General features: G+C 57.0%; 22 protein-coding genes. 13 read left to right on the forward strand and 9 right to left on the reverse strand.

Annotation, left to right across the window (positions count from 1 at the left end):
• Positions 1–280: 280 nt before the first annotated feature.
• On the reverse strand, positions 281–1,711 hold the full coding sequence (rlmD, locus tag ACYQ15_RS16195) for a 23S rRNA (uracil(1939)-C(5))-methyltransferase RlmD (protein WP_459938539.1): 1,431 nt from the start codon (positions 1,709–1,711) through the stop codon (positions 281–283).
• Between the two features lie 20 nt (positions 1,712–1,731).
• Complete coding sequence (greA, locus tag ACYQ15_RS16200; RefSeq protein WP_459938540.1) at positions 1,732–2,205, reverse strand: transcription elongation factor GreA; 474 nt, start codon at positions 2,203–2,205, stop codon at positions 1,732–1,734.
• Positions 2,206–2,617: 412 nt separating this feature from the next.
• Here greA and ACYQ15_RS16205 point away from each other — a divergent pair, with 412 nt between their 5' ends.
• From ACYQ15_RS16205 to selA, 3 genes are all read left to right on the forward strand, one after another.
• The gene (locus ACYQ15_RS16205; RefSeq protein WP_459938541.1) at positions 2,618–3,403 is read left to right on the forward strand and encodes an MBL fold metallo-hydrolase; all 786 of its coding nucleotides are present in this window, start codon (positions 2,618–2,620) and stop codon (positions 3,401–3,403) included.
• The gene (locus ACYQ15_RS16210; RefSeq protein WP_459938542.1) at positions 3,381–4,646 is read left to right on the forward strand and encodes a bifunctional folylpolyglutamate synthase/dihydrofolate synthase; all 1,266 of its coding nucleotides are present in this window, start codon (positions 3,381–3,383) and stop codon (positions 4,644–4,646) included. Before ACYQ15_RS16205 ends, ACYQ15_RS16210 begins: the two co-directional genes overlap by 23 nt.
• A gap of 230 nt (positions 4,647–4,876) precedes the next feature.
• Entirely contained in the window at positions 4,877–6,286 is a 1,410-nt protein-coding gene (gene selA, locus ACYQ15_RS16215) for an L-seryl-tRNA(Sec) selenium transferase (RefSeq protein WP_459938543.1), read from the forward strand.
• Here the strand turns inward: selA and cysK are convergent, their stop codons facing one another.
• Complete coding sequence (gene cysK / locus ACYQ15_RS16220) at positions 6,287–7,243, reverse strand: cysteine synthase A (protein WP_459938544.1); 957 nt, start codon at positions 7,241–7,243, stop codon at positions 6,287–6,289. It lies immediately after the preceding gene.
• 41 nt (positions 7,244–7,284) lie between these two features.
• Positions 7,285–7,632, reverse strand: a complete 348-nt coding sequence (locus tag ACYQ15_RS16225) for a hypothetical protein (RefSeq protein ID WP_459938545.1) — start codon at positions 7,630–7,632, stop codon at positions 7,285–7,287.
• Positions 7,633–7,676: 44 nt separating this feature from the next.
• Here ACYQ15_RS16225 and ACYQ15_RS16230 point away from each other — a divergent pair, with 44 nt between their 5' ends.
• The 10 genes from ACYQ15_RS16230 to ACYQ15_RS16275 all read left to right on the forward strand — a co-directional run bounded on the left by ACYQ15_RS16230 (position 7,677) and on the right by ACYQ15_RS16275 (position 17,918).
• Positions 7,677–8,114 carry a hypothetical protein gene (locus tag ACYQ15_RS16230; protein ID WP_459938546.1) on the forward strand — a complete coding sequence of 146 codons (438 nt, stop codon included), beginning with the start codon at positions 7,677–7,679 and terminating at the stop codon, positions 8,112–8,114.
• Between the two features lie 111 nt (positions 8,115–8,225).
• Positions 8,226–9,482 (forward strand): MFS transporter, encoded by a 1,257-nt coding sequence (locus tag ACYQ15_RS16235; RefSeq protein ID WP_459938547.1) that lies wholly within the window; start codon positions 8,226–8,228, stop codon positions 9,480–9,482.
• Between the two features lie 300 nt (positions 9,483–9,782).
• Positions 9,783–12,503 carry a UPF0182 family membrane protein gene (locus tag ACYQ15_RS16240; RefSeq protein WP_459938548.1) on the forward strand — a complete coding sequence of 907 codons (2,721 nt, stop codon included), beginning with the start codon at positions 9,783–9,785 and terminating at the stop codon, positions 12,501–12,503.
• Positions 12,504–13,202: 699 nt separating this feature from the next.
• Positions 13,203–13,460: a type II toxin-antitoxin system Phd/YefM family antitoxin gene (locus ACYQ15_RS16245; RefSeq protein WP_459938549.1), complete on the forward strand. Its 258-nt coding sequence runs from the start codon at positions 13,203–13,205 to the stop codon at positions 13,458–13,460.
• Complete coding sequence (locus ACYQ15_RS16250; protein WP_459938550.1) at positions 13,448–13,762, forward strand: type II toxin-antitoxin system RelE/ParE family toxin; 315 nt, start codon at positions 13,448–13,450, stop codon at positions 13,760–13,762. Before ACYQ15_RS16245 ends, ACYQ15_RS16250 begins: the two co-directional genes overlap by 13 nt.
• A 176-nt stretch (positions 13,763–13,938) precedes the next feature.
• Complete coding sequence (locus ACYQ15_RS16255) at positions 13,939–14,361, forward strand: hypothetical protein (RefSeq protein ID WP_459938551.1); 423 nt, start codon at positions 13,939–13,941, stop codon at positions 14,359–14,361.
• A 605-nt stretch (positions 14,362–14,966) separates the two neighbouring features.
• Positions 14,967–15,194, forward strand: a complete 228-nt coding sequence (locus ACYQ15_RS16260) for a hypothetical protein (RefSeq protein WP_459938552.1) — start codon at positions 14,967–14,969, stop codon at positions 15,192–15,194.
• A gap of 116 nt (positions 15,195–15,310) precedes the next feature.
• Positions 15,311–15,685 carry a periplasmic heavy metal sensor gene (locus ACYQ15_RS16265; RefSeq protein ID WP_459938553.1) on the forward strand — a complete coding sequence of 125 codons (375 nt, stop codon included), beginning with the start codon at positions 15,311–15,313 and terminating at the stop codon, positions 15,683–15,685.
• Between the two features lie 316 nt (positions 15,686–16,001).
• Positions 16,002–16,274 (forward strand): hypothetical protein, encoded by a 273-nt coding sequence (locus tag ACYQ15_RS16270; protein ID WP_459938554.1) that lies wholly within the window; start codon positions 16,002–16,004, stop codon positions 16,272–16,274.
• Between the two features lie 447 nt (positions 16,275–16,721).
• Positions 16,722–17,918 carry a hypothetical protein gene (locus ACYQ15_RS16275; protein WP_459938555.1) on the forward strand — a complete coding sequence of 399 codons (1,197 nt, stop codon included), beginning with the start codon at positions 16,722–16,724 and terminating at the stop codon, positions 17,916–17,918.
• A 198-nt stretch (positions 17,919–18,116) separates the two neighbouring features.
• Here the strand turns inward: ACYQ15_RS16275 and ACYQ15_RS16280 are convergent, their stop codons facing one another.
• The 5 genes from ACYQ15_RS16280 to ACYQ15_RS16300 form a co-directional block, all read right to left on the reverse strand.
• Complete coding sequence (locus ACYQ15_RS16280; protein ID WP_459938556.1) at positions 18,117–19,694, reverse strand: sigma-54-dependent Fis family transcriptional regulator; 1,578 nt, start codon at positions 19,692–19,694, stop codon at positions 18,117–18,119.
• A gap of 207 nt (positions 19,695–19,901) precedes the next feature.
• Positions 19,902–20,492 carry an indolepyruvate oxidoreductase subunit beta gene (locus ACYQ15_RS16285; protein ID WP_459938557.1) on the reverse strand — a complete coding sequence of 197 codons (591 nt, stop codon included), beginning with the start codon at positions 20,490–20,492 and terminating at the stop codon, positions 19,902–19,904.
• 2 nt (positions 20,493–20,494) lie between these two features.
• Positions 20,495–22,330, reverse strand: coding sequence for an indolepyruvate ferredoxin oxidoreductase subunit alpha (iorA, locus tag ACYQ15_RS16290; RefSeq protein WP_459938558.1), 1,836 nt, complete (start codon positions 22,328–22,330; stop codon positions 20,495–20,497).
• 36 nt (positions 22,331–22,366) lie between these two features.
• Positions 22,367–23,080 carry a hypothetical protein gene (locus ACYQ15_RS16295; RefSeq protein WP_459938559.1) on the reverse strand — a complete coding sequence of 238 codons (714 nt, stop codon included), beginning with the start codon at positions 23,078–23,080 and terminating at the stop codon, positions 22,367–22,369.
• Positions 23,081–23,231: 151 nt separating this feature from the next.
• Positions 23,232–24,095, reverse strand: a complete 864-nt coding sequence (locus ACYQ15_RS16300; RefSeq protein WP_459938560.1) for an EamA family transporter — start codon at positions 24,093–24,095, stop codon at positions 23,232–23,234.

Raw genomic sequence — 24,095 nt, forward strand, 5'->3', positions numbered from 1 at the left:
CGCGGTTTGAGGATGAATCGTAACATGTTCCAAAGATTTTTGTAGTAATCAGTATATACTCTGTGGACACTCAATAGTGCTGGATTCCGGCTTTCGCCGGAATGACGTATCGTACTATGTTCTTACCAAGTCAGTCATACAGGCGAAGGCCGGTATCCAGTCGATTTTACCGGATGATCTGGGTAGTTACGATTTTTTACTTCAGAATGAGCTTTATAAGGCGGTGCTATAATGTCGTTTTGTCATTTATGGAATTGCTCGATCATGAAGAAGGCCCACATTACCGCATAATCAATTCCACAGCGCATTCGATATGCGATGTATGGGGGAACATGTCAACAGGCTGGATGCGTCCGGGAACATAATGTGGTGAGAGGTTTTTGACGTCCCGGGCCAAGGTGGCGGGGTTGCAGGAGACCAGGATCAGTCTTGGTGCGCCGATCTCCAGAAGCTTTGCGATGATGGCGGGCTGCATGCCTGCACGAGGCGGGTCGGCCACGATCACATCGGGTTTGGTGGTCAGGTTGGCATTCATGGCCCGGGGGATGGTCTTCGCCACATCGCCGGCCAGGAACCGGCACCTGGTCTGACCCAGACCTCGGGCGTTGCGGGCTGCGTTGGCTTCGGCGTTTCGCACAGCCGCGGGCTCCACCTCGAACCCCAGAACGTCCGAGGCTCCGATTGCCAGATACAATGCCAATGCGCCGACTCCGGAGTACAGATCCCAAAGGGTTTCCCCGCCGGTCAACCCGGCGAATTCGCGGACTACTTCGTAGAGGCGTAGGGCGGAACGGGTGTTGGTCTGAAAAAATGACCGGCTGGAGATGGCCAGGGTCATGCCGCCCAGTTCGTAGAGCAGTTCGTCCGGGCCGGTAACCGAGACGACACGTTCTCCCTGGGCTACTGGGCTGCGTCCCCTGCGCACTTCATGCACCACGGTCTTCACCCGCGGGGCATGGCCGGCGAGGTGTTCGGCCAAACGGGGGCCCATGTCTTTTCCACGGAGATCGTCGCTGGTGATCAGGCAGGCCATGAGATGATTCGAGTCGTCGCCTTGACGCAGCACAAGATGTCGCCAAAACCCTTTTCCGGAGTCCGGATCATAGGCGTCCAGGCCGGACTTTGCGGCCCATTGGCCGACAATCTTCTGAACGTCCACCATCTCTTGCGGACAGAGCATGCAGGTCCGGATGGGAGTCGTCAGGTTGGCTATGCCCCGGGGCCGCAGGCCGATGGCCGGGCCGGCTGACAGGATCCGGGGGCTTTTGCTGAAATCGTCAGGCCGGCTCATTGTCACGGCCCGGGGCGAAAAGGCGAACTCCATCTTGTTGCGGTACTCGCGGATGGATGGCGAGGCAATGGTCGATGCGACCTCGACGTCTATTCCGCCGATATGGCGCAGGGTTTCGCGGACCAGCTCGCGCTTCCAGTGCAGCTGTCGGCCGTACTCCATGTGCAGCCAGTCGCATCCGCCGCAAATTCCGAAATGCGGACATTCCGGAGGAACATGCTCCGGGGACTGCTCCACCACCTCCAGCAGCTCCGCCCTGGCATGACGGGTCTTGACCGAGGCAACTCGAGCCAGAACCCGTTGCCCCGGCAGCACACCCGGCACGAACACGGCCATGCCTTCATGACGGGCCAGACCATCGCCGCCGAGGGTCGGCTTGTGCACGCTCAGCAGCAGTTCTTGGCCGGTTTCAATCCGCAAGTCCAGGTTTCCTTTTCAGATCAAAACTCGTAGCTGACGGAAACGATTTCGTAGCGGATCTTGCCCCGGGGAGCGTCGACAACCACCTCGTCTCCCTCCTCCTTGCCGATCAGCGCCCTGGCCACGGGAGAGGCGAGAGAGATGCTGCCTTCGTTGGGATCGGCCTCATCCGGACCGAGAAGGGTGTATTTTTTTTGTTCTTCGGTATCCAGGTCCTCCAGCTCCACGGTAGCCCCGAAAGCAATACGCGATCCGCCGAGGGTCTTGCGATCGATGACATTGAAGCGGGACATCCGCGATTCAATGAATTTGATCTTGGCCTCAAGCATGCCCTGGCGTTCCCGTGCCGCGTCATAACCGGCATTTTCCCGGAGATCGCCTTCCTCGCGGGCCACCTTGATCGCCTCGATGATCTCCGGACGCTCTCTCTTCAGCCGGTCAAGCTCTTTCTCCAGTTTCCGGAATCCTTCGACGGAAATGGGGATGGAATCCATCACGTTTTCCTTTGGTTGACGGTTGTGAGCGCTGCGCTCAATTCGTTTTCCCAATGACGAAAAGCCAGGACGCCCATTGGATTGGTTTGGGCAGCCCTGGCCATGAAATTCCCCCTTCGGGGAAGTCGTATATTTTTTTCAGACTGGTATCCCATGGGAGGGACGTGGTCAACCCGTGTTTCAATGACAAATTCTCGCGATTCCTCGCATCCGGGCGGCTTCCGGCTTGCTTCCGCAACCAGCGGCAAACAATTGACCTTGGCCTCCGCATTGTGCAAAAAATGCAGGGCGACATCATCGAGAGTTTCGGATACAGTCGGACGTTGTTGCGGGACGAGGAATGGGCGGTTCACTTCATGTGAGGCGGGGCCTGACTTTCCCTACCCAATCAATCACAGGAGGCAAGGAGAATATGCGTCTGCACGTGCTGGGTTGTTCCGGTTCAGATCTTCCGGGATACAATCTGACTTCTTTCCTTGTGAACAAGACCATACTCCTGGACGCCGGCTCCGTGACCTCCAGCCTGTCCTCGACGGATCAGGCTAAAATACAGGATATCCTGGTCACCCACGCCCACCTGGACCACATCAAGGACATTCTTTTCCTGGCCGACAACCTGATCGAGTTGGTGGTCCGCAACGAGCATGGTCCTGTCCGCATCCAGGGCCTGGCTCCGGTGCTGGAGAGCATCCGCACCCACCTGCTCAATGATACGATCTGGCCGGACTTTACCGTTCTGCCCGCCATCGGCAATCCCGTGCTGGCGTATAATCCGCTGGATCCGGGTGCATGGGTTGACGTCAACGGCCTTCAGGTGGCGACATTCCCGGTCAACCATGCCAAAGCGGCCTCGGGTTACGTTTTGCGTGAACAGGCAAGCGGCGCGAATTTCGCCTTTACCGGAGACACCGGTCCAACCGAGGACTGGTGGCATTTTTTGAACGACCTGCCTTTTGACTTGGAGCATCTGATCATTGAAGCCTCTTTTCCCAATTCCATGGAGGAGCTGGCGTTGCTGTCCAAGCATTTGACCCCGGCCCTGCTGCGTACCGAACTGGAAAAGCTGCATGCACGACCTAAGATCTGCATTTCGCACATGAAGTCGACGTTTTCCAGCGAGATCCAGGAACAGCTCAACCATGCCCTTGAGGGGTATACCTACCACCTGTTGCGCGATGGCGAAGACATCAATTTCTGAATTTCCCGACTACACAGCCTTCCAGCGGCACATGGACCAACTGGGCATGTTTCACATGCGTCTGGGCTTTGACCGGATGCGTCAAGCCGTGCAGCGGCTGGATATTGCCCGTCCGTTCATGACCCTGGTCCAGGTGGTGGGCACCAACGGCAAAGGGTCTACAAGCTTTTACTTTGCCCGGATTGCCCAGGAACACGGACTGACCACAGGCTTGTTCACCTCGCCGCATTTTCTGACGCTCAGGGAGCGGATCCGCATCAACGGCCGGCCTGCTTCGGAAGAAAAGGTTTTGGAGTGGGCGAATATCGTGCAGGCGAAGTGTTCCGACCTGGGCTTGACCTATTTCGAAACCATTACGCTGATCGCCATGGTGGGCTTTCTCAGGGAGAAGGTTGACCTGGCTGTGCTGGAAGCCGGCCTGGGCGGGCTCAATGACGCCACCACCACCTGGGACCCGGATCTGCTGCTGATTACTCCAATAGGTTTGGATCACGAGCAGATCATTGGTCCCGGGATGGTGAACATCGCCCTGGACAAGGCCGGCGCCATCAAGCCTGGGATTATGGTCGTCTCCGCACGTCAGGAGCCCTCGGTACTGGTCACCCTGGCAACAGCGGCCGCCCTGGACGGCGCAAATCTGTTCCTGACCCAAGAACAGCGGGATGTTTCCGGCATTTCAGACACGTGTCCCCAAGAGCAATGGAAACCGTTCCCCGGGTTGCCGGGCGCGCATCAAAAAGCCAATGCCGGATTGGCCCTGAAAGGCTGGGAAAAACTCTGCAACCATCGAGGCTGGACCATGGGGCCCGAGGCATGTTGCCAGGCTCTGGCCGACGCGAGCTGGCCCGGGCGTCTGCAGCGCATTCCCGGAACTCCGGAATTTATCCTGGACGGCGCTCACAACCCCCCGGCCCTGAAAGCCCTTGTCGCGGCTCTGGCAGAGCTGAAAATTCGTCCCGCGGCCGCGATCTTCACCTGTCTTCAGGACAAGAATCTGAAAGCCATGGCTCCGCTTGTCCGCGCATTGACACGTGGGCCGATCCTCGTTCCTGAGCTGCCCTCGTATCAACGTACCCGCCAGGCTGCCGAGATTTGCCAAAAAATCGGCCATCAAGCCAAGGCCGTCCCGGATACGGCGACGGCGCTGCTGCAGGCCCGGCAGCTGACCGGTTCAATCCTGATTTGTGGGTCGCTGTACCTGCTGGCCGAGACGTATGCTCTGCATCCGGAATGGCTTGAGTAGCTGCTCAATTACTCCGGGCAAGTGGATGACACAGAAACACCTGGACCCCGGCCTGCGCCGGGGTGACGACCGAGAGAACTCGCTATCGAGGTACTCCATTCCGTCATACCGGCGCATGCCGGTATCCAGGCAGCACGAGTCCCGACGATAGGCTGCCCGATCTTATTGAGCAATTACTGACTTGATTGTTAAGTTGTTTTAATTCCTGCATCATCTCCAATGGAGCCCCCATGTCTGAACTTTTCCGCCTCTTGCCCTCGGTTGATCTGATTTTGCATCGTATCGACGAGGCGGAACATTACGCCCATCTGCCCCGACCCTTGCTCAAGGACCTAGTGAACGTGTTTCTTGACCGGTTGCGTGCGGATATTCGTTCCGGGCGCATCGCCGACCCCGGGCAGCTTGACTGGGCGGCGTTGCAGGCGCCGTTGCTCGCGTTTCTGGAACGTTCTTCCCGGCCGCACTTCCGGAGGGTGATCAACGCCACCGGCGTGGTGGTTCATACCAATTTGGGGCGCTCTTTGCTGGCCCAGCAGGCAGTGGAGGCCGTGACCGAGGCCTGCGCCTTTTACTCAAACCTGGAATTTTCTCTGGACACGGGGCAGCGGGGCAGCCGATACGCGCATGTGGAAGAGCTGTTGTGCAAATTGACCGGGGCCGAGGCCGGATTGGTGGTGAACAACAATGCCGCCGCGGTGCTGCTCATGCTGGATACTCTGGCCAAGGGCAGGGAGGTGGTGGTTTCCCGGGGACAGCTCGTGGAAATCGGCGGGTCGTTTCGCATCCCGGACGTGATGGCCAAAAGCGGAGCCGTGCTGCGGGAAGTGGGCGCCACCAACCGGACGCACCTGCATGACTACGAACGGGCCATAGGACCGGAAACCGCTGCCCTGCTCAAGGTGCACACCTCCAATTTCCGGATCATCGGCTTCCAGAAGGAGGTCAGCCTGCGGGACATGGTCGCTTTGGGAGCCAGACACGGGCTGCCCGTGCTGGAGGATTTGGGCAGCGGCAACCTGTTCGACTTCACGCCCTACGGCCTGGATCACGAACCCACGGTGCAGGAAACCGTGGCCTCCGGCGCGGATGTGGTCACCTTCAGCGGAGACAAGGTCCTGGGCGGCCCCCAGGCCGGCATCATTGTCGGACGCAAGGAATATATCGACCCCATCAAAAAGAACCCCATGAACCGGGCTCTGCGCATCGACAAGATGACCCTGGCCGCTCTGGAGGCCACGTTGCGCCTTTATCTTGACCCGGAGTCGGCCCGTAAAGAAATCCCGACGCTGCGGATGATCACCGCTTCGGCCGAGGAATTGAAACGCCAGGCCGACAAGCTGGCCCGAGTCCTGCGCCGGGTTCTGGGAGGGGAGGCCGAGGTTCGGCTGTTGCCCGGCGCGTCCAGGGTGGGCGGCGGGGCCTATCCGGAACGGGATCTGCCCACGACCCTGGTGGCCATCCGCCCAAGCAATCCGAATCTGGGCGTGGAAATGCTGCGGGACAGGCTCCTGGAAACCGACCCTCCACTGGTGGGACGGATCGAACAGGATGCCCTTTGCCTGGATCCCCGGACTCTGGCCGCCAAGGAACACGCCCTGGTAGCCAGGGCCCTGGCGGCTGCCCTGGAAATCCGGGAATAGCTACCCGATTCCCTCAAAGAGCACACTGGAAAGATACCGTTCGCCGGCATCGGGCAGAATCACGACCATTGTCTTGCCCTCGAATTCCTCGGTGGAGGACAGCCGGGCCGCCGCCGCAACCGCCGCGCCGCAGGAGATGCCGCAGAGCAGGCCTTCTTCCAGGGCCAGACGGCGGCCGTATTCCACGGCTTCGGCGCTCTCCACCTTTTCCACCCGATCCACCAACGACAAATCCAATGTTTGCGGGATGAAGCCCGCGCCGATCCCCTGGATCTTATGCGCTCCGGGTTGCGGCTCCTGTCCGGCCAGCGTCTGGGAAATCACCGGACTTTCCGCCGGCTCAACCGCCACGGACAGGATTTTCTTGCCTTTCTGGAGCTTGATGAAGCGGGAAACGCCGCTGATGGTCCCCCCGGTGCCGACACCGGAGACCAGCACGTCCACCTCACCGTCGGTGTCGTTCCAGATTTCCGGTCCGGTTGTGGCTTCATGGATCGCCGGATTGGCCGGATTCATGAACTGCTGGGGCATGAACCAGCGCTCAGGATCTTCAGCGGCCATTTGCTCGGCACGGCTGATGGCGCCTTTCATTCCTTCCGTGCCCGGCGTGAGGATCAGCTTGGCGCCGAAAGCCGCCAGTACCCGACGTCGCTCCATGCTCATGGTGTCCGGCATGGTCAGGGTCAAACCATAGCCCCTCGCCGCGCAGACATAGGCCAGGGCAATGCCGGTATTGCCGCTGGTGGGCTCGACGATTTCCACCCCCGGCTTCAGCATGCCGCGCTTTTCCGCATCCCAGATCATGGCCGCGCCGATGCGGCATTTGACGGAATAGGCCGGATTGCGCCCTTCCACTTTGCCCAGCACTCGAACCTTCCTGTTCCCAATGATGCGGTTCAGCCGCACCAGGGGAGTGTTGCCTATGGAAAGGGAATTATCATCATATACGCGACCCATTATGAAACCTCCGTGGTTAGTGACTTACTGCTTCAAGGATGTCACAAAAAACGAGAAATTGTTATCAGTTGTTTGTTATCGGTTATCAGGAAATCCAAATAACTGATAACAGGGTTGCGGGCAAAGCCCGCTTTGGAGGAAGGACGGCACAGGTTGAGGCACGTGGCGATGATCCAAGCATCATGTGTCATTTCAGAAAGCTGATTAACCTGTACCTTGCAACCATGCCAGGCTTCAAGCATCCCAGACCGCCAGCGGAAAAAATTGATGAAATAATCGTGTCTTGTCGTATTTTTCGGCCCGCCATTGCCTGTTTCCCTGGAAACGGATAGAATGACCATTCCGTACTTGCCACAAGGGTGCTGCTCCTTGTGGCTTTTTTTACTCACCAAGTCCGGCCGCGCCGGGCAGAGCCGAAAGGATTGTTATGATCATGGAACAAATACAGGCGGGCAGCTCGGTGGAGTCCGCTTGCCGGAAATGCAAAACCGTAACCGACCACCATGTTGTGGTCATGATTGATGATAAAATTGGAAAAGTGCAATGCAAGGTTTGTAATGGAAAGCATGCGTATCGTCCTCCCAAGGAAGAACCCCAGCCTAAGGCCCCTCGCGTCAAAAAAGCGGCCACGGGCAAGAAAGCCGTCGCACCCAAAAAATTGTCTCCCGAAGTGACGGCCCACTGGGAAAAAATGGTTCAGACCATTCCCCAGGAAAACATGCTGCCCTATTCCATGTCCGGAGCCTTCCAGCCCGGTGACGTCATCAATCACGCCACCTTTGGCCCGGGTTACGTCCAGCAGTTCATCAAGCCGAACATGATCGAAGTGCTTTTTCAGGACAGCGTGAAGATGCTGCGCTGCTGCGCTTGAGGTCCGACAGATCCCAAAAAATGGATCACAGCGATGAACCAGGGGGATCATGGCTCAGGGCCGGGACAAGGGCATTGACGGTCGCCATGCCTCCTGCAGCCTGATCCCGCCATGTCCCCCATTAAATCATCGGCTTCCGTTTCCGCCGCGTCACCTCCCCTAGAATCCTCACCGGGTCCTTCGCCCGGAGCTCCAATACAGTTCAATCCAGCTTCCTTCCGGGCGGTTCTGCTGGTTTTATGGGTGCTCCTTTTTGTCACATGGAGCCAGTTCATGCTCATTGCGCCGCTGCTGCCGCGCATCAGCATCCGGCTGGACGTGCCGGAGATGCACCTGGGATGGTTGATTTCCGGATACGGCATCTCCATGGGCGTCTGCACGCTGCTCTGGGGACCGATTTCCGACCGCTTGGGGCGCCGCCGACTTCTGACCCTGGCCGGCATGCTGTTGGCCCTTGTACTTTTCGCGCACTGGTGGGCCACCAGCTTTACGGCCATGCTGGTCATGCGGGTGCTTTCCGGCGCCATTGCCGGCGCATTGACCACGGGAACCCTGGCCGCCGTGGGCGATTATATTCCGCCTTCCCATCGCGGATGGGCCACAGGGTGGATCATCAGCGGCTTTGCCGCCGGACAGATTGTGGGCATCCCGGCCGGCGTCTTCTTGTCCGGCTTCATGGACGACCGTCTGCCCTTTGTCCTGCTCGGCCTGGTCATGGTCGGAGCGACGTGGCTGACCTGGCGCCTGTTGCCCCGGCTTGATCCCGCTCCGTCCATTGCCTGGGCGACAATGATTCTGGATTATCGGCGCTACCTGTCGTCGCCCCGCCTCCTGGCCGCATGCGGTGTGGGAGTTTGCCTCTTCGGTGGGATGGGGCTGTTCATCCCGTTTTTCCCGTTATGGATGGAGCGCTCCCTGATGTTCTCCAGTCAGGATGTGGCCTGGGTCTTCTCTGTTGGCGGGGTTGCCGTGGTTATCAGCAGCGTTGTCCTGGGGCGACTTTCTGACCGGATCGGGCGACAGGGTTTGATTATCTTCGGATCCCTCGGTGTCGGGATGTTCATGCTGGTCACGCCGTTGCTGGCCTACTGGCCTCTGGGCGCCTACCCTCTTTTCGCCTTGATCATGGGTTGCGCGGCTGCCCGAGGCAGCGCTTTTCGAGCCCTGCAGACCGAACTGGTTCCGCCGAGTGATCTTGGCCGTTACCTCAGTCTGTCCGCGGCCTTCGAAAACATGGGGTATGCCGCGGGCGGCGCCCTGTCCGGCTGGCTCTACGTTGCCTACGGCTTCAGCGCCGTGGCCGCGTCCGCGGCCGTGACCGGCCTTGTCGTTCTAATACTGGTACGCGGCTTCCTGCACCCTCGGTAAAAGCCGCAGGCTGATACAAACAGCATCCCTTTCAATTCTAGCGAATACGTTTAATTTAAAATCGAAATCGAAATCGAAATCGCAATCGCAATCGCAATCGAATCTAACTTCAAAACCATTCCACCCACCCCCGCACCAATAATCATCCCTCACTCCCGCTCCGGTTTTCAGTAGATGATCTCACATTGAAGAGACTTTCGTCTGGCCTTTTCCAGGAAAATTCGATAAAGACCGCAACATAACCATATCCAACCAACTCGGTCCAATTTAACCTAAAATCTCCATCAAGGAGGTCCATTGATGTTGTTCTCTTTTGGTCCCCAAGGGCCGCATGGTCCTCAGGACCCGTTTTCACAGTTCAAGATCGAAGAGATCGACTTTTCCAAGTTCCATCGCATGCTCCGCCTGGGTCTGTTTGTTCTGGCATTGATCGTGCTTTGGTCCGGACTGAACTGGGCCATGTCCTTCTACACGGACTGGCTCTGGTTCAGCGAGGTCGGCCATGAGGCGGTGCTCTTTAAGATCGTCTCCACGCGTGCGGCCTTGTATCTCGGCGCGGCATTGCTGTTTTTGGCCCTTGCCGTACCCAACATTGTAGCAGCCATACGGGTTACGGGGCGAATGTTCCCCCTCGGCGGCCATAAATTACCGCCACACATCTACAACGCAGCCAGAAACGTGCTGATCTGGCTTACGGGCGGCGTCGCCGCGGTGGCAGCCCTGCTTCTGGCAGCGGGTCCCGCCGCGGAATGGAACACGGTTCTGCGCTATTTGAACCAGGTACCCTTCGACACCACGGATCCCATCTTCAACAATGACTTTTCCTTCTACATCTTCACCTTGCCGGCCCTGGAATTCTTTCGTTCCTGGCTGGTTGGCCTGACCGTCCTGATAATGGTCATCGTGGCTGCGTTCTACTATCTGAACAGCATGCTGCGCGGCGAGTTCTTCGCCCTGAAGGGGGCGATCCTGTCCCACCTGGCCATCCTGGGCGCGTTCCTGTTCGTGCTGGTGGCCGCCGGGCACTGGCTGAGCCGCTACGACCTGCTCTATTCGACCATGGGCGCGGTCTACGGAGTTGGTTATACGGACAATCTGGTCAATCTTCCCTCCAGGGCGTTCATGGCCGTCGTGGCCCTGCTGGTCGCCGCGGCGCTGCTCGTTGCCGCCCGTTCCCACCGCAAGGAGCTGGTGATCTGGTCCGTGGGCGCATGGTTCGGCTTGAACATCGTTCTCGGCAGTCTGGTTCCGGCCGTGGTCCAGCGCCTGCTTGTCGAGCCCAGCGAACTGGCCCGGGAAACCGAGTTTCTGGCCAACAACATCTCTCATACGCGCCAGGCTTTCGGCCTGGACCGGCTCCGATCCATGAGCCACCCGGCAATAGGCGAGGTTGATCACGCCACGCTGGAGGCCAACCAGGGCACGATTCAGAATATCCGCCTCTGGGACGAAGGGCCGCTGCTCCAAAGCTACAACCAGATTCAATTCTTCCGGCTCTACTACGACTTCCTGGCCGTGCATACGGACCGCTATCAGGTGGGCGACGAACTGCGCCAGGTCATGCTGGCTTCGCGAGAGCTCTCCGCGGAAAAACTGCCGGCAGAGGCCCAGCGCTGGGTCAATCGCCATCTCCAGTTCACCCACGGATATGGCGTGGCCATGAGTCCGGTGACTGAAATCCAGCCCGGCGGCCGACCGGACTTCTTCATCCGCGATCTGCCTCCGGCAGGGGAAATCCCCCTGGAGCGTCCCGAGATATATTACGGCCTGAAAAGCCTGGAATACCTCATCGTGAACAGCCGGATGCAGGAATTCAACTTTCCCGGCCCGGACGGTCCTGTGTACACGCATTATCAAGGCGACGGAGGAATTCAGCTCAGTTCCTTCTTCCGTCGTCTGATGTACGCTTGGCAGTTCAAAGACGTGAACATTCTCATTTCCGGCGAGGTAACCCCCGAAAGCCGAATCCAGTACCGCCGCACCGTGCCGGAACGCTTCGCCACGGTGACTCCGTTCCTGATGCGTGATCGTGAAGCCTATTCCGTGGTGGCTGACGGCCGGCTGTTCTGGATCCAGGACGCCTACACCACCACGAACCGCTACCCCTATTCCACTCCCTGGGACCGTCGCTTCAATTATATACGCAACAGCGTCAAGGCCGTGGTCGACGCGTATCACGGGACCATCACCTACTACGTCTACGACGAAAACGATCCTTTGATTCGCACCTATCAGGACATGTTTCCCGACCTGTTCAAGTCGCAAGATGAGTTGCCGGAATATCTCCGGCGTCATGTGCGCTTTCCCCAGGATCTGTTCACGGTGCAGACCCAGATGCTTCTGCAGTACCATATGGAAGATCCGGTGGTCTTCTACAACAAGGAAGACCAGTGGTCCGTGCCCATGCAGCACTCCTTCGGCCAGACGGAAATCCTGCGGCCCTACTACATCGTGGCCCGTCTGCCCGGCGCCGAGCGGGAGGAGTTTCTGCTGATCCAGCCCTTCACGCCCATCAACCGGCACAATCTCGTGGGCTGGATGGCGGCGCGCAGCGACGGGGAGCACTACGGCGACCTTGTCTTGTACCGCTTCCCCACGGGAAGACACGTGGACGGTCCCAGCCAGGTGGAGGCACGCATCGACAACGACGCGGTCATCTCCGAGCAGTTCACCTTGTGGGGCCAGGTCGGATCGGAGGTCTTCCGGGGCATTCTCCTGGTCATCCCCATCGGCGATTCCATCCTCTACGCCGAACCGGTCTTCCTGCGTCCGGAAACCATCGACTTTCCGGAACTGCGCCGGATCATTCTGGCGGACTCAAGGCAAGTGGTCATGCACCAGACCCTGGACGCGTCCATCAGCGCCCTGGTCGGCGATCTGCCTCCGGTTGCGCCGGTGGTGGAGCTTCCGGAAGACGAACCCGAGCCTTTCCTGAGACTCCCTGATTTCAACCAGGGATTGCGCGACGCGGTGGACAAGCTCCAAGAGGTTGTGGACCAGTTGCGCAGATTGATGCAGTAGATCCCATTCCAAACAACAAAAAAACGAGCCGGCAACCTCAAAGGTTGCCGGCTCGTTTTTTATTGAGGCGCAACTACTCAGCTAATCCATGTTCAGGATGATTAACCACGAAGGGCACGAAGGATACGAAGGCGGGGTCTGTGTGATACTTGCGAATGCGCAGCACGGCGACAGGTGTATCCTTTTCGTCTTTCTTCGTGCTCTTCGTGGTGTTTAATTGGAGGCCTCGAGCCTAAGCAACGGTTTTTTCCTGGTCAAAAAATCTTTTTCGACATTGATCGCCCCCCCTCGCACAGGAGTCCCAGGCCATGAGTGTCTGCCCTGGCTAATGAAGATTATTCTCGAGTCTCACGCGCTGTCGGATCGATATCTAATTCGAAATCGAAACGTAACTGTTCAGCATGCTACTGCCCTGCGGACTTTGGCATCGCAGTCGGGGTCGGTATCGGAATCGGGATCGCAGGCGGAGCCATGCATAGGTCTTCTCAACATTTTTCGAAACCGATTCCGACCCCGACACCGACCCCGATGTCAGAGGCAGGTCGCACATCATGTACTGAATAGTTACATCGAAACAAAGTGCCATAATCTGTTCAAGAAGATTGTGAACTCAAGCAGTGGCGCTCAGTTTCCGGACCTGCAGCGTTGAATGCGAAAGAATGACTAGACGCGGAAGTGACACAATAGTATCATTACAACATGAAAACTGAACTCGTTACCACGCTTAAACGCCAAGCCACTCGGGTGCTGGCCGAGCTTCGCGAGACGGGCGAGCCGGTACTCATTACAGAACACGGAAAGCCCTCTGCTTACCTTGTCGACGTGGATTCCTACGAATACATGCTGGCCCGAATGCAAATTTTGGAGGGAATCGCGCGTGGGGAGCGCGCAGTGATGGAGAACCGCACCTTCTCGAATGCTGAGGCCAAGCAGAAAATGAGGAAATGGCTCGGCTGATCTGGACTGAGCCCGCATTGCTCGATCTTGATGAGATCGCCGAGTACATCGCGCTCGACAATCCCCATGCCGCATCTCGGTATGTCCAGAGGGTCTTCGATTGCGTCGAGCGACTCGAATTCTACCCGAATTCGGGGAAGATACCTCGGGAACTCCCTCGCTCATCGTATCGCGAAGTCGTTGTTCCTCCATGTCGCGTATTCTACCGTGTCGATGGAGAAACTGTCTACATTCTGCATATAATACGGTCAGAACGACTACTCCAAGCGTACTTGCTCGACCAAAGAAAACACCAGAAGTGATGCTTCCAACAAACTAGGTTTACCGTGCCAGTGAAACAGCGCCGAGCTGTCTTTTCTCTGTCAGGCGACTTGCGCCGGTGAGCTGATAAGAAATGATTCCGAGCAGAAAACAATGGAAAGACTGGAGCCTCCCAAGCAAATACACGACGGTAGGCTTGGTAATCAGCATCGTTTCCATGTTGTTCGCTATTGTTTCTTGGATTTCAGGCGGGAATGACACAGAGCGACAGGCTGGTGTAAGAGAAGAAATACTCAGGGCGTTCAATGATGTACGGGAGGCCGAAGAAAAGAAGGACCAATATGATGAAAGATATCTAAAAAAACACATCGCCACAATCGAACGGGTGGAGTTCCTAGAAATCGGTGGCAGGGTAGTGGTGCGAATCTATTACTACTCTTTTTGGGGAAAGCTGACATCACACTTCAATGCGTCGGTTGAAATTAGGCCTATTGTGAACTTGAACAAGACGTATGACGAAAAAGGCTGGGTACCCGCTGCATTGGTGGAGCATGTTATTGGATATGAACATGTAATCTATCTGGGACAGTCAGACTTTTTGAGATTCGGGGGCTTGAGAAGGGTGGCGTTTACGATGTAAGGATGGTTGATTTCAACTATGACTCAGACGAACCGCCATCAGAATCTTATAGATTTCAGATTTCATGAATGAAGAGCCCCACGACGGGCAATGAATTTCACCGACCTCGCACCGCTACACCGGCCCAGCGCTGAATGAGCTGTGGCATTTGTCCCGAAATCCCTACACAAGGTATCGCTAAAATTGGTCAAGCCAAGAAAGGTGTCGTTGGCCATGAGGAGATATTCCCACCCTTGCGAAAGTACGAGCGAATCTTGATCTTGTCGGGGCAGAGACTGAGCGTTTCGACTCCCGTTTCCTGGACCGGGCTGAGAGAGGAAACTCCTTTGGCCAGTTACTGCAACTCTGCTCGCCGCCGCCGAACTCATGTGGACCGGTCGTAGACATCCATTTTCGATAAGACAACTTTTATAGCAATTAGCCGCAACTGAGTTGAACACCCGGTTTTTTTCCTGACAATTTACCACTTGGGCGCCAGGTAATGAATGGTCTGTTTCTCCTGTAATGCAGCCACACGACTGATTACTTGACAACAAGATTCACGAATCTATGAAAAGGAAAACAATCAGACGCCCAACGGCCCAACGCCAACAGGAGGTGGAACCATGATCGATTACAGTCCGGTATTCCGGCACATCAAACTCCCCGCCAAGAATCAAGAAATTCTCGACGCAGCGGAAAAGGTTCGCAAGCACTGGGAGGAACTGGCTCTGGATCAAGGCTTGGATCCTGCCAAGAACGTTTTTCTCCAGGAGGGGGAGAAAGAGGTACGGGTGGTGATCAGCGAGGAACTGTCCACGGTCTACAGGGAAGGCCCTGGATCATGGCGATAGTTTTCAGACTGGGCATGTACAGCTTGAGTTGAGTCATTATCTTTCAGCGTTTTTCACGAAGCGAACTCATCTGCGTATCATACGTTTGTCAACCGCAACCTATTCCGGAGGTCGTTATGCAAAAACTCACTACCATCAGCGCTGCGCTTCTTGTACTGGCCTTGTTGTCCGCTCCTGTTTTCGCTCAGCACCAGCATGGAGTTCAAGATCAGGAAACACAGGGTATGGCAGCGCATCCGGTTCTTGGAGATCTGTCCGAAGAACAGCGTGAGGCTCTCACGAACATGATCGAATCCCACCGCAAGGAAGTCATGCATTACAACTTGCGCATGCGCGCCAAGCAGGCGGAACTGGACGTCCTTCTGGCTTCTCCCGAAGCAAATCAGGATGCCGCCAATGAGGTAATCCAGGAAATTACCCAGTTGTACGGCGACATCTTGAGGGTGAATACGGACTTGCGGCGTGGTGTTTTCGAGGAAAAGGTCATTTGATCCGAGCCGGTGCCCTTGGCAAAGGCCAGGGTGTACACGGAATGGGCCGCATGATGCATTGTCCAATGATGCAGGGACATGGATATACTGACGATTAACTTGCCACTTTTTCACAAAAAAAGCCGCTCCTTTTGAGCGGCTTTTTTTTTATCTATTCAGCAAATTCAAGAAAAAGGTAACGGCTCAGCTCATCCGAGCACAAGTGGACCGAATACCCGATCCCCGTCCGCACGAGGACAGGCTTCGCGGGTATGACGGACTCGGTGACGCATTGAAAAACAAGTCATTCCCGCGAAGGCGGAAATCCAGATCATGCTTGCCACAAGATGTAAAAGCAACCTTTTCCTGCTTTGATGCTGAGCAGTTACAAAATTTTAATGTAACTGCTCAAAGATCGGCCGACACGGAATCCGGTGCAATGATTCCCATTTTAGCGAAGTTTCGTGACCAAGCTGCGAGGGGGGCCATGCTTCAGCCGAAACTTTGCCCTGCGTGCATTACATGGCTGCCGCACTGGGGTGCGGCGCTCCCAGGAATTTATCCTTTGATTGCCACAAGTTTTCTTGGTCTGTATGTGCTGAACATTTAGGCCATTTTTTCTGTCAGAGCGAATTATTCGACTGTCACGGTAGGCGTCAAAAAATAGCGATCAGTTTATCCTCTTTTTTGTCCTGTCGTGGTAACTCTTCAATAACACCGGGCAATTTGATGCCGAAGGAAAACATCTGGATTCCGACTTTCGTCGGAATGACTTGAGTTGGCTAGTCATTGCATGATGACGTCATACCGGCGAAAGCCGGCGCGTTCCGCTATCCAGGTCATGCTTGCCACAAGTTATTGAGCAGTTACCTGCCGTGCCTGTTCCGAAGCGCCAGTGGCACAGCCGACCCGAACCGCGGCGGCCTTTTGTTTTGTGGTGATAATTGTTACTTGGTTTGCACTTGGCACATGGCAAGTTTATGGTCCAGGACCTGCTGGCCTGCTCGAGCCCGCACGGTCCTTCTTTTTTACCTCTAGTTGAGGAGCATACGACGGCATGACGCGACGAGAATTACAGCGATCCGGTTTCTGTACCATGGCTTTGGTTTTAATGATCATGACCGCCTTTTTATTCAATCCTCAAGCTCTTCGGGCTTCCCATTCAATGGAGAAAGAGCTTCCGGAAACAGTTTCCACGAGTCTTGCCGCCCTTGTCCAACGGGTCCAGGATCGTGGAGAAATCATGCTCGGTGAAGTGGCGCCACTTCTTGATTTCGCGAAGAATACCGCCTTGTCCAACGACAACTGGAAAGTGGAGAATTTTCATGAAGCCACAGGCGCCTACTTCGGCTACACTATTGCATCACCTGTGGATCGGATCGTGAAATATCTCTATCACCCCGAATTGCCGCCTTCAATTTTTCATCCATCTGTGGTTCGTGTCGGCAAATGGAATGAACAACCCTCCGAAGACATCCCCGCGCTCTGGCATGATTTGCCCGAAAATGCCGTGGTCCCTGTTTACGGTCAGGAAACGGAAGAGAATACGCCGGACGTGACTACCGGCGGATATTATACCTATCAGACCAACAGGCTGATCTTGCTGGTCAACCATGGCGGCGAAAAATATCTGCTTTCCATCAGCAAACAGAAAGATCAGTCCAGTGTGGGCAGAAAGGGCGTGGTCATCGGCGATGATGCGGACTGGAATTATTTCTATACGGATGAAGAGGGACTGACAAAAGGCGGACTCGGCTGGGTCAACTCCTATATGTTCGATTCATTTTCCGTGACCGTCCTTTCCGCTGACAAATCCGACCCGGAACGCTCACAGCATGTCATGTTCAAGTGGGTCAGAGCCGGTTGGTCCGGGATGAACATGGTGCGTAGCGGGCATGTCCGCGAGGGCTGTCAGCGATATGCTCAAAGCCTGATCAAGTTGATGGAGTCCGACAGGTTGCCGGACATCGAAACATTCCAAGCCATGACCAGGCATGTTCAAGACATGGACCGCCTGGAGTTGTCGCGAACATTGGGCCCATATATTGAAAATCTACGCAATATCAGCGTAGAGGACCCCGTTCTCTCCAGACGCTCATTCCAGCGGCTTTTGGCCGAGGAAGATCCGTTGGAGCATTACTCCGACTATGCCCTGCAAAGCCTGGTCATGAAAGAATTCCTGAAAACAACTCTCGGCATGCCGGCATTGCTGACCTTGACGCATGACAAGATCCTGGCTTCGCTGATACCGTGAACATGAGCCGGGGTAACTACTCGGCTCATCCGAATTAACCGGGATACTTGCCTTCGCGGGTGTGACTGGTCTGACGTTGGCATAAAGCAAGGCCATTCATTCCCGCGAGGTAGGGAATCCAGGTCCTGCCTGCCACAAGTTTGCGCTCAGCTTAACCTCTTCTCGCACTGAAGCTGAGCGGTTTACGAGCAGAGATGGTTATTTGGGCTGGGGAGCGACGGGGCGGGTGGCGAACTTCTTGGGATCGATGCCGTATTTCTTGATCTTGTAGTTCACGATGCGGTAGCTGATGCGCAGATCGCGGGCGGTTTGCAGCATGTTGCCGCGAGCCTTTTTCAGCGCATCAACGATGATCTCCTGCTCGAACTTGGCCACGGCCTCTCCGAAGGACAGATCCGTGTCCGTGGCCGAGCTTTCCGCAGTCTGCAGGGTCGGCGGGAGATGATACGTCCTGATGACCTCCTCGGTGCACAGCAACACTGCCCGTTCCAGGCAGTTTCGCAGTTCCCGGGCATTGCCGGGCCAGTGGTACTGGGTCAGCAGGTCCAGGGCCGGAGTGGAGATGCGCCGGATCTGCCGGCCGTATTCCTTGGAAAAGGTATCCAGGAAATGTTCCGCCAAGGGCAGGATGTCCTCCCGGCGCTCCCGCAGGGGTTGAACGTAGATCGGGAAGACGTTGATTCTGTAGAACAGGTCTTCGCGGAACTGTCCGGCGGCAATCAAGTCCTCGAGCTGACGGTTTGTGGCGCACACCAGCCGCGTATCCACGATGATGGTCTGCTCGCTGCCCAGGCGCTGAATCTCTTTTTCCTGGATCGCCCGCAACACCTTGGCTTGCGCATCCAGACTCAATTCCCCTATCTCGTCAAGAAACAGGGTGCCCTGGTGCGCCAGCTCAAAGCGACCTTTCTTGTTCTGCACCGCTCCGGTGAAGGCGCCTTTTTCATGCCCAAACAGTTCGCTCTCCACCAGTTCCGCGGGCAGGGCGGCGCAGTTCAGCCTGACCAGCGGCTTTCCGGCGCGCGGACTGGCCATATGAATGGCCTCGGCCAGCAGTTCCTTGCCCGTGCCGGATTCTCCCCGCAGCAGCACAGTGGCTCTGCTTGGGGCGACCTGACTGATCTGCTGGAGCACCAGCCGCATGCTTTTTGAGGCATGAACAATGTTTTTCGGCGAAAAACCCGCGTCGTAAATGGCTAGACCCTGGGCCATCAAGTGCTGCTGTCTGGCCATGTCCTCCTGCAGGCGGGCCACGCGGTGGGCGATAATCCTGGCCACCACTTCCAGAAATCGACAATGGGTCTGCAGGACCTGCATTGGCGCGATGGGCAGATCCACGCTGAGCACGCCAAGAATTTCCCGCCCCTGCCCATCTCGTTCTTCATGCACCACCGGAACGCTGACAAAGGCCAGGCTGGCCATTTCCTCCTTGCTTCGCCCGAACGCCCAGTTCAGAAATTCAGGATGCTCTCCGATAACCGGGACGATGATCGGCTCGCCGGTGGAGAGCACCTGCCCCGTCACCCCTTGTCCTTCGCCATAGGATACCTGGGTCGGTTTTTGCGGTCCGTGGGTCAGGCTCAGCTTCAGACTGTGGGTTTCGGAATCGTAGATGGCCAGGAAATTGCGTACATATCCCAGATTGTGGGACAAGACTTGGAGCACCGATTTCAGACTGGTTTCCAGATGCACATCCGGCTGCATCTGGTCCAGAATCTGTTTCAAGGTGTCCAGGCAAAGGGAAAGATTGTCCAGTGTTACTGCACGGGATGGCATGGCGTCCTTTGACGGTTCGGATGGAGAAGGCGTTCGTGTTGGTGGGCTCGGCAACAGGACCGGCGGTCTTCATCAGGAATTGCTTCCATGGGTGAAGACCGCCGGTTGTCGAGCAGCGAGAGTTCAGTAGCCGGCAGTCGGCTGTTTGGGATTTATATTTTCGACTGACTTCCAGCATGTTTCGGCCGGGAAATCAGCGCATCGCGTTCAGCTACGTACGGCTTGCGCGCCGAGATGCAGGGCCTTGATGTTTGCTTCCACCAGTTTCGGGGCTATGGATGAGGAGACGGTTTTCTCCATTCTCTCCAGGCCGAAAGGCAGGCGGTCCAGGGCGCACAACGCGCCCAGCAGGGCGAGATTCCCCGCTGGCAATGATCCGGCCTCGGAGCCCAGGCGCTGGCAGGGCAGGAAGTGCACATTGCTTGTGCATTCCCTGACCATGCGCTCCATGTCCTCAAACGACGGAGCCTTTTCGCGGCCGCAGGTCACGCTGATGGGCGGCAACTGGTCGCTGCTGCTCAGGATCAGGCCGCCAGGGGCGAGGTAGGCCAGTGCGCGCAGTGTTTCCAAGGGTTCGAAGCCGAGCAGGACATCCGCTTCACCGGGGCTGATGCGCGGACTGACATAGCCGCCGATCAGCACGGTGGACTCGACGATACCACCACGCTGGGCCATGCCGTGCACTTCGCCCGATACGACCTGGATGCCTTCATCCAGAGCGGCCTGGGCCAGGAGCCGGGTTGCCGTGACCGTGCCCTGTCCGCCCACGCCGGTAAAAAAAATTCTCATGCGGGACATGGTCAGCTCCTTTTCCGGGGTTTGATGTGATCGCAGATCTGAACGCAGAACATGCATCCGTTGCATTGGCTCTCGCTGATGGCCATTTTCCCGTCCTGAACGTAGAAAGCGGGGCAGGCCAGATGGTCCATGCATTCGTTGCACTCATCGCAACCTTCCTCCACCACGGCCACGGCGGCGCGTTTCCGGCCCAGCGCTCTGCGGGCAAAGAGCGGGCAGGGCTCTTCGGTGATCAGCACCCGGACGCCGGAGAGCGCTTTCAGCTCTTCCAGGGCCTGCTTGGTGGCCTTCAGGTTGAGAGGGTTCTGCACCAGGACGTGTTCAACGCCGCAGGCCTTGACCAGGGCCAGGATGTCCACTCTTGCGGGATTGGGCCCCAGCAAGCTGTGTTCCACGCCGGGATGCGGCTGCTGGCCGGTCATGGCCGTGGTCTTGTTGTCCAGGATGATCACCAGCATGTCGCGCTGATTGTAGACGGCATTGGCCAACCCCGTGATTCCGGAATGGAAAAAGGTGGAGTCGCCGATATAGGCGACCACGGTGCGTCCGCTGACCTTGGCCAGACCCGAGCCTGTGGAGATGGAGGCACCCATGCAGACGCAGGTGTCCGCGGCCCGTAGCGGCGGGAGAACACCCAGGGTGTAACAGCCGATATCCGAGGAATAGAGCGCATCATCGCCAAAGACCTGGCGCACGCTGTAGAACACGGAACGATGCGGACAGCCCGGGCACATGTTCGGCGGCCGCATGGGCAGTTGCTGGGGCGTGGGACAGGAGGCGGCCATCCCGCCCGGCAGATCCAGGATCGCTGTCAGGGCCTGCTTGAGAATCAGGGAGGAGTATTCATCGAACAGGGGCAGATGCTCTCCCTTGCCATGGATTTCCAGGGACAGGCCAAGTCGTTGCGCCATGGCCCGGATTTCGGTTTCCAGAACAGGCTCGCCCTCTTCAACGATGATTACCTTGGAGAGCTTCCGGAGATGGTCCTCGATCATCCGCTCGGGCAGTGGGTACGAAAAACCCAGCTCCAGGACCCGGATCTTGTCCTTCAGGTCAAGGTCCATCAGTGCGTCCTGCAGATAGGCCCGGCTGATCCCCGAGGCAATGCAGCCGACCTCGCCCTGACCGGAGACGGTGTTGTAAGGCGAATTCTCGGCTTCCTCCCGGTATTGCTTCAGCTTTTCCAGCAGAATCTTGTGCCGGGCCCGGGCTACCGCGGGGATGATGACGAAGCGCCGCGGGTCCGTGACAAACTCACTGACCTGAAGAGGTTCACGCATGTCGCCGAAAACCACTTCCCCGCGCTGATGGTTCACCCGGGTGCTGGTGCGCAGCATGACCGGCTGCTCGTGCTTTCTGGACAGTTCCAGGGCCGTTTTCGTCATGTCCTTCATCTCCTGGGCGCAGGAGGGCTCCAGGCAGGGCAGGCCGGCCAGGCGGGCATAGTAGCGGTTGTCCTGTTCGTTCTGGCTGGAATGGCAACCGGGATCGTCGGCGCTGAGCAGCACAAGGCCGCCGGGCGAACCGAAATAGGCCACGCTCATCAATGCGTCGGCCGCGACGTTCACGCCGACATGCTTCATGGTGACCAGAGTCAATGCGCCGGCCACCGTGGCGCCGATGCCGACCTCCAGGGCCACCTTTTCATTGGCGGAGTATTCAAAAGTGTAAGAACCCTTCTCGCTCAAGCGAAAGAAAGTGTCCGGCACTTCGGAAGACGGCGTTCCCGGATAGCATGCAATGAAGTTGATGCCTGCCTCCAAAGCGCCGCGGACAATGGCCTCATTGCCCAATAGGAGATGTTTTTCTCCCGCTTGTCCTGTAAGTAGTAAGTCCATGGCAATTCCTGTTCAGTAACAGTTAGGGTTTACTTTTTATGATGCTTCATGGGCCATTTGTTGACGAATTCTGGTCTTCCGGAACTCAAGGAATTCCGCATGTTGAGTGGCGCCGCGAGCCTTGAGTTCGTCATAGGTGTTCAGGGCTGTTTCCCAGTTCCCGGCTGCTTCCGCCGCTTCGGCCAGCTGCCAGAGGACAATGGGCAAGAACTCTTCCGAAACGCTGTTGCGCAATGACTGCAATTCCGTCACGGCCTCGCCGGCCTGACCAAGGTGCAGCAGAGCCGTGGCCTGACCGAGTCGAGCCGTGGTCATCCAGTTGATCGGGGTCAGCGCCGCTAGTTGATTCCAGTACTCCAGTGCCGTGGCCCAGTTCTGAACCTCCTGGGCCGTCCTGGCCGTCTCCAGATGATGGCGGGGCAACAGGGGCTTGACCATTCGTCCTTCGATTTCCATAAGGGCATTGAGTCGCTGCGTGCCCTGAGTTGACAGCAACACCTGATCAAGAGCCTGTTCGCTGTTGGCCAGCCGCCTTTCCTGATAGGCGCCCCAGCCCGCGGCTCCGGAAATCAGCAGCACCAGCGCCGCAACAGCAACGGCAAACTTTTGCCAGTGCTCCACAAGCTTGTCATAAAATTGTCTGGACTGGGCGCCGATTTCCGCTTCAATTTTATCGGTCAGACCCTTATCCGGAATCGGCCCCTGCTCCGGAGCGGACTTGTGATCTTTTGCAGATTTTTGCGACATCATTTCTCCCTCATGAAAGCATTAGAATACTGTGACTGAGTGCTCAGGTACACAGAAATGTAATAAAGGTAAAGCATGTCCGACATACAGACATCTTATTTCGATGAAAAACGTGGAGATAATGTGGATAACGGATGAGGAATTTCGCTTCAATCTAGTTTATGGAGATCAAGGCGACTCCAGCCACCATCAAGGCGGCGCAGGCGACTCGTCGCCCCAAGTCTTTCTCGCCGAAAACGAAGTGGCCGAAAAAAACGCCAAAGACGACGCTCATGCGCTTGATGGAAACCACATAGGCTGCCAAGGTCAGGGTAATGGCCCACATCTGCAGGACCAGAGCCAAGGCCCCAAACAGACCCACCAGAGAGAGGGCTTTGAAATTACGGCGCAGTTGCTGCCGCGGACGGTGCGATTTCAGCAGCACCACCGGCAGGAGGCCCAGGCTCATGGCGATAAAAAAACAAAAGAGCCAGAAGGCGGGGGAGGAGTTGGTCACGCCAACCTTGTCCAGATTGGCCGTAAAGCTCCACAAAAAGGCCACCAGCAGCATGATCCTGGGGCCCGGTTCGTCCCATAAGGCCCGAAATGGAGCCAGGAGACCCGGCGCCTGGCGCCCCAGATGCATCACGTAGGCCCCGGTGATGATCAGGAGCATGCCCATCGCCCCGCGCAGCTCAGGGAATTCTCCCAGGATCAGCGGCGAGGTGCCCAGCATGAACAGCGGAGTGAACGTAAGCATGGGCAGTGTCAACGAAAGATCCGAAGATTTGATCGCCCTCATATAAAGAGTCACGGCCACCATGTTCAGGCCGACTCCGAGGAACAGCGCCCAGAGAAAGTCGTCCCCGATAGGCGGGATGCCGTCCCACATGAGATAGAGACCGGTGAGGGGCAATCCAAAGACGCAGTACGACCACGCCAACAGATATTCATCGCCCAGCACCAACTGGCGTTTGCTGAGCGTGTCCTTGACGGCCTCGAAAAAAGCCGTGCCCAGGGCGAGCAGAGCCCAAAGCAT

Source organism: Desulfonatronum parangueonense (assembly GCF_054656975.1).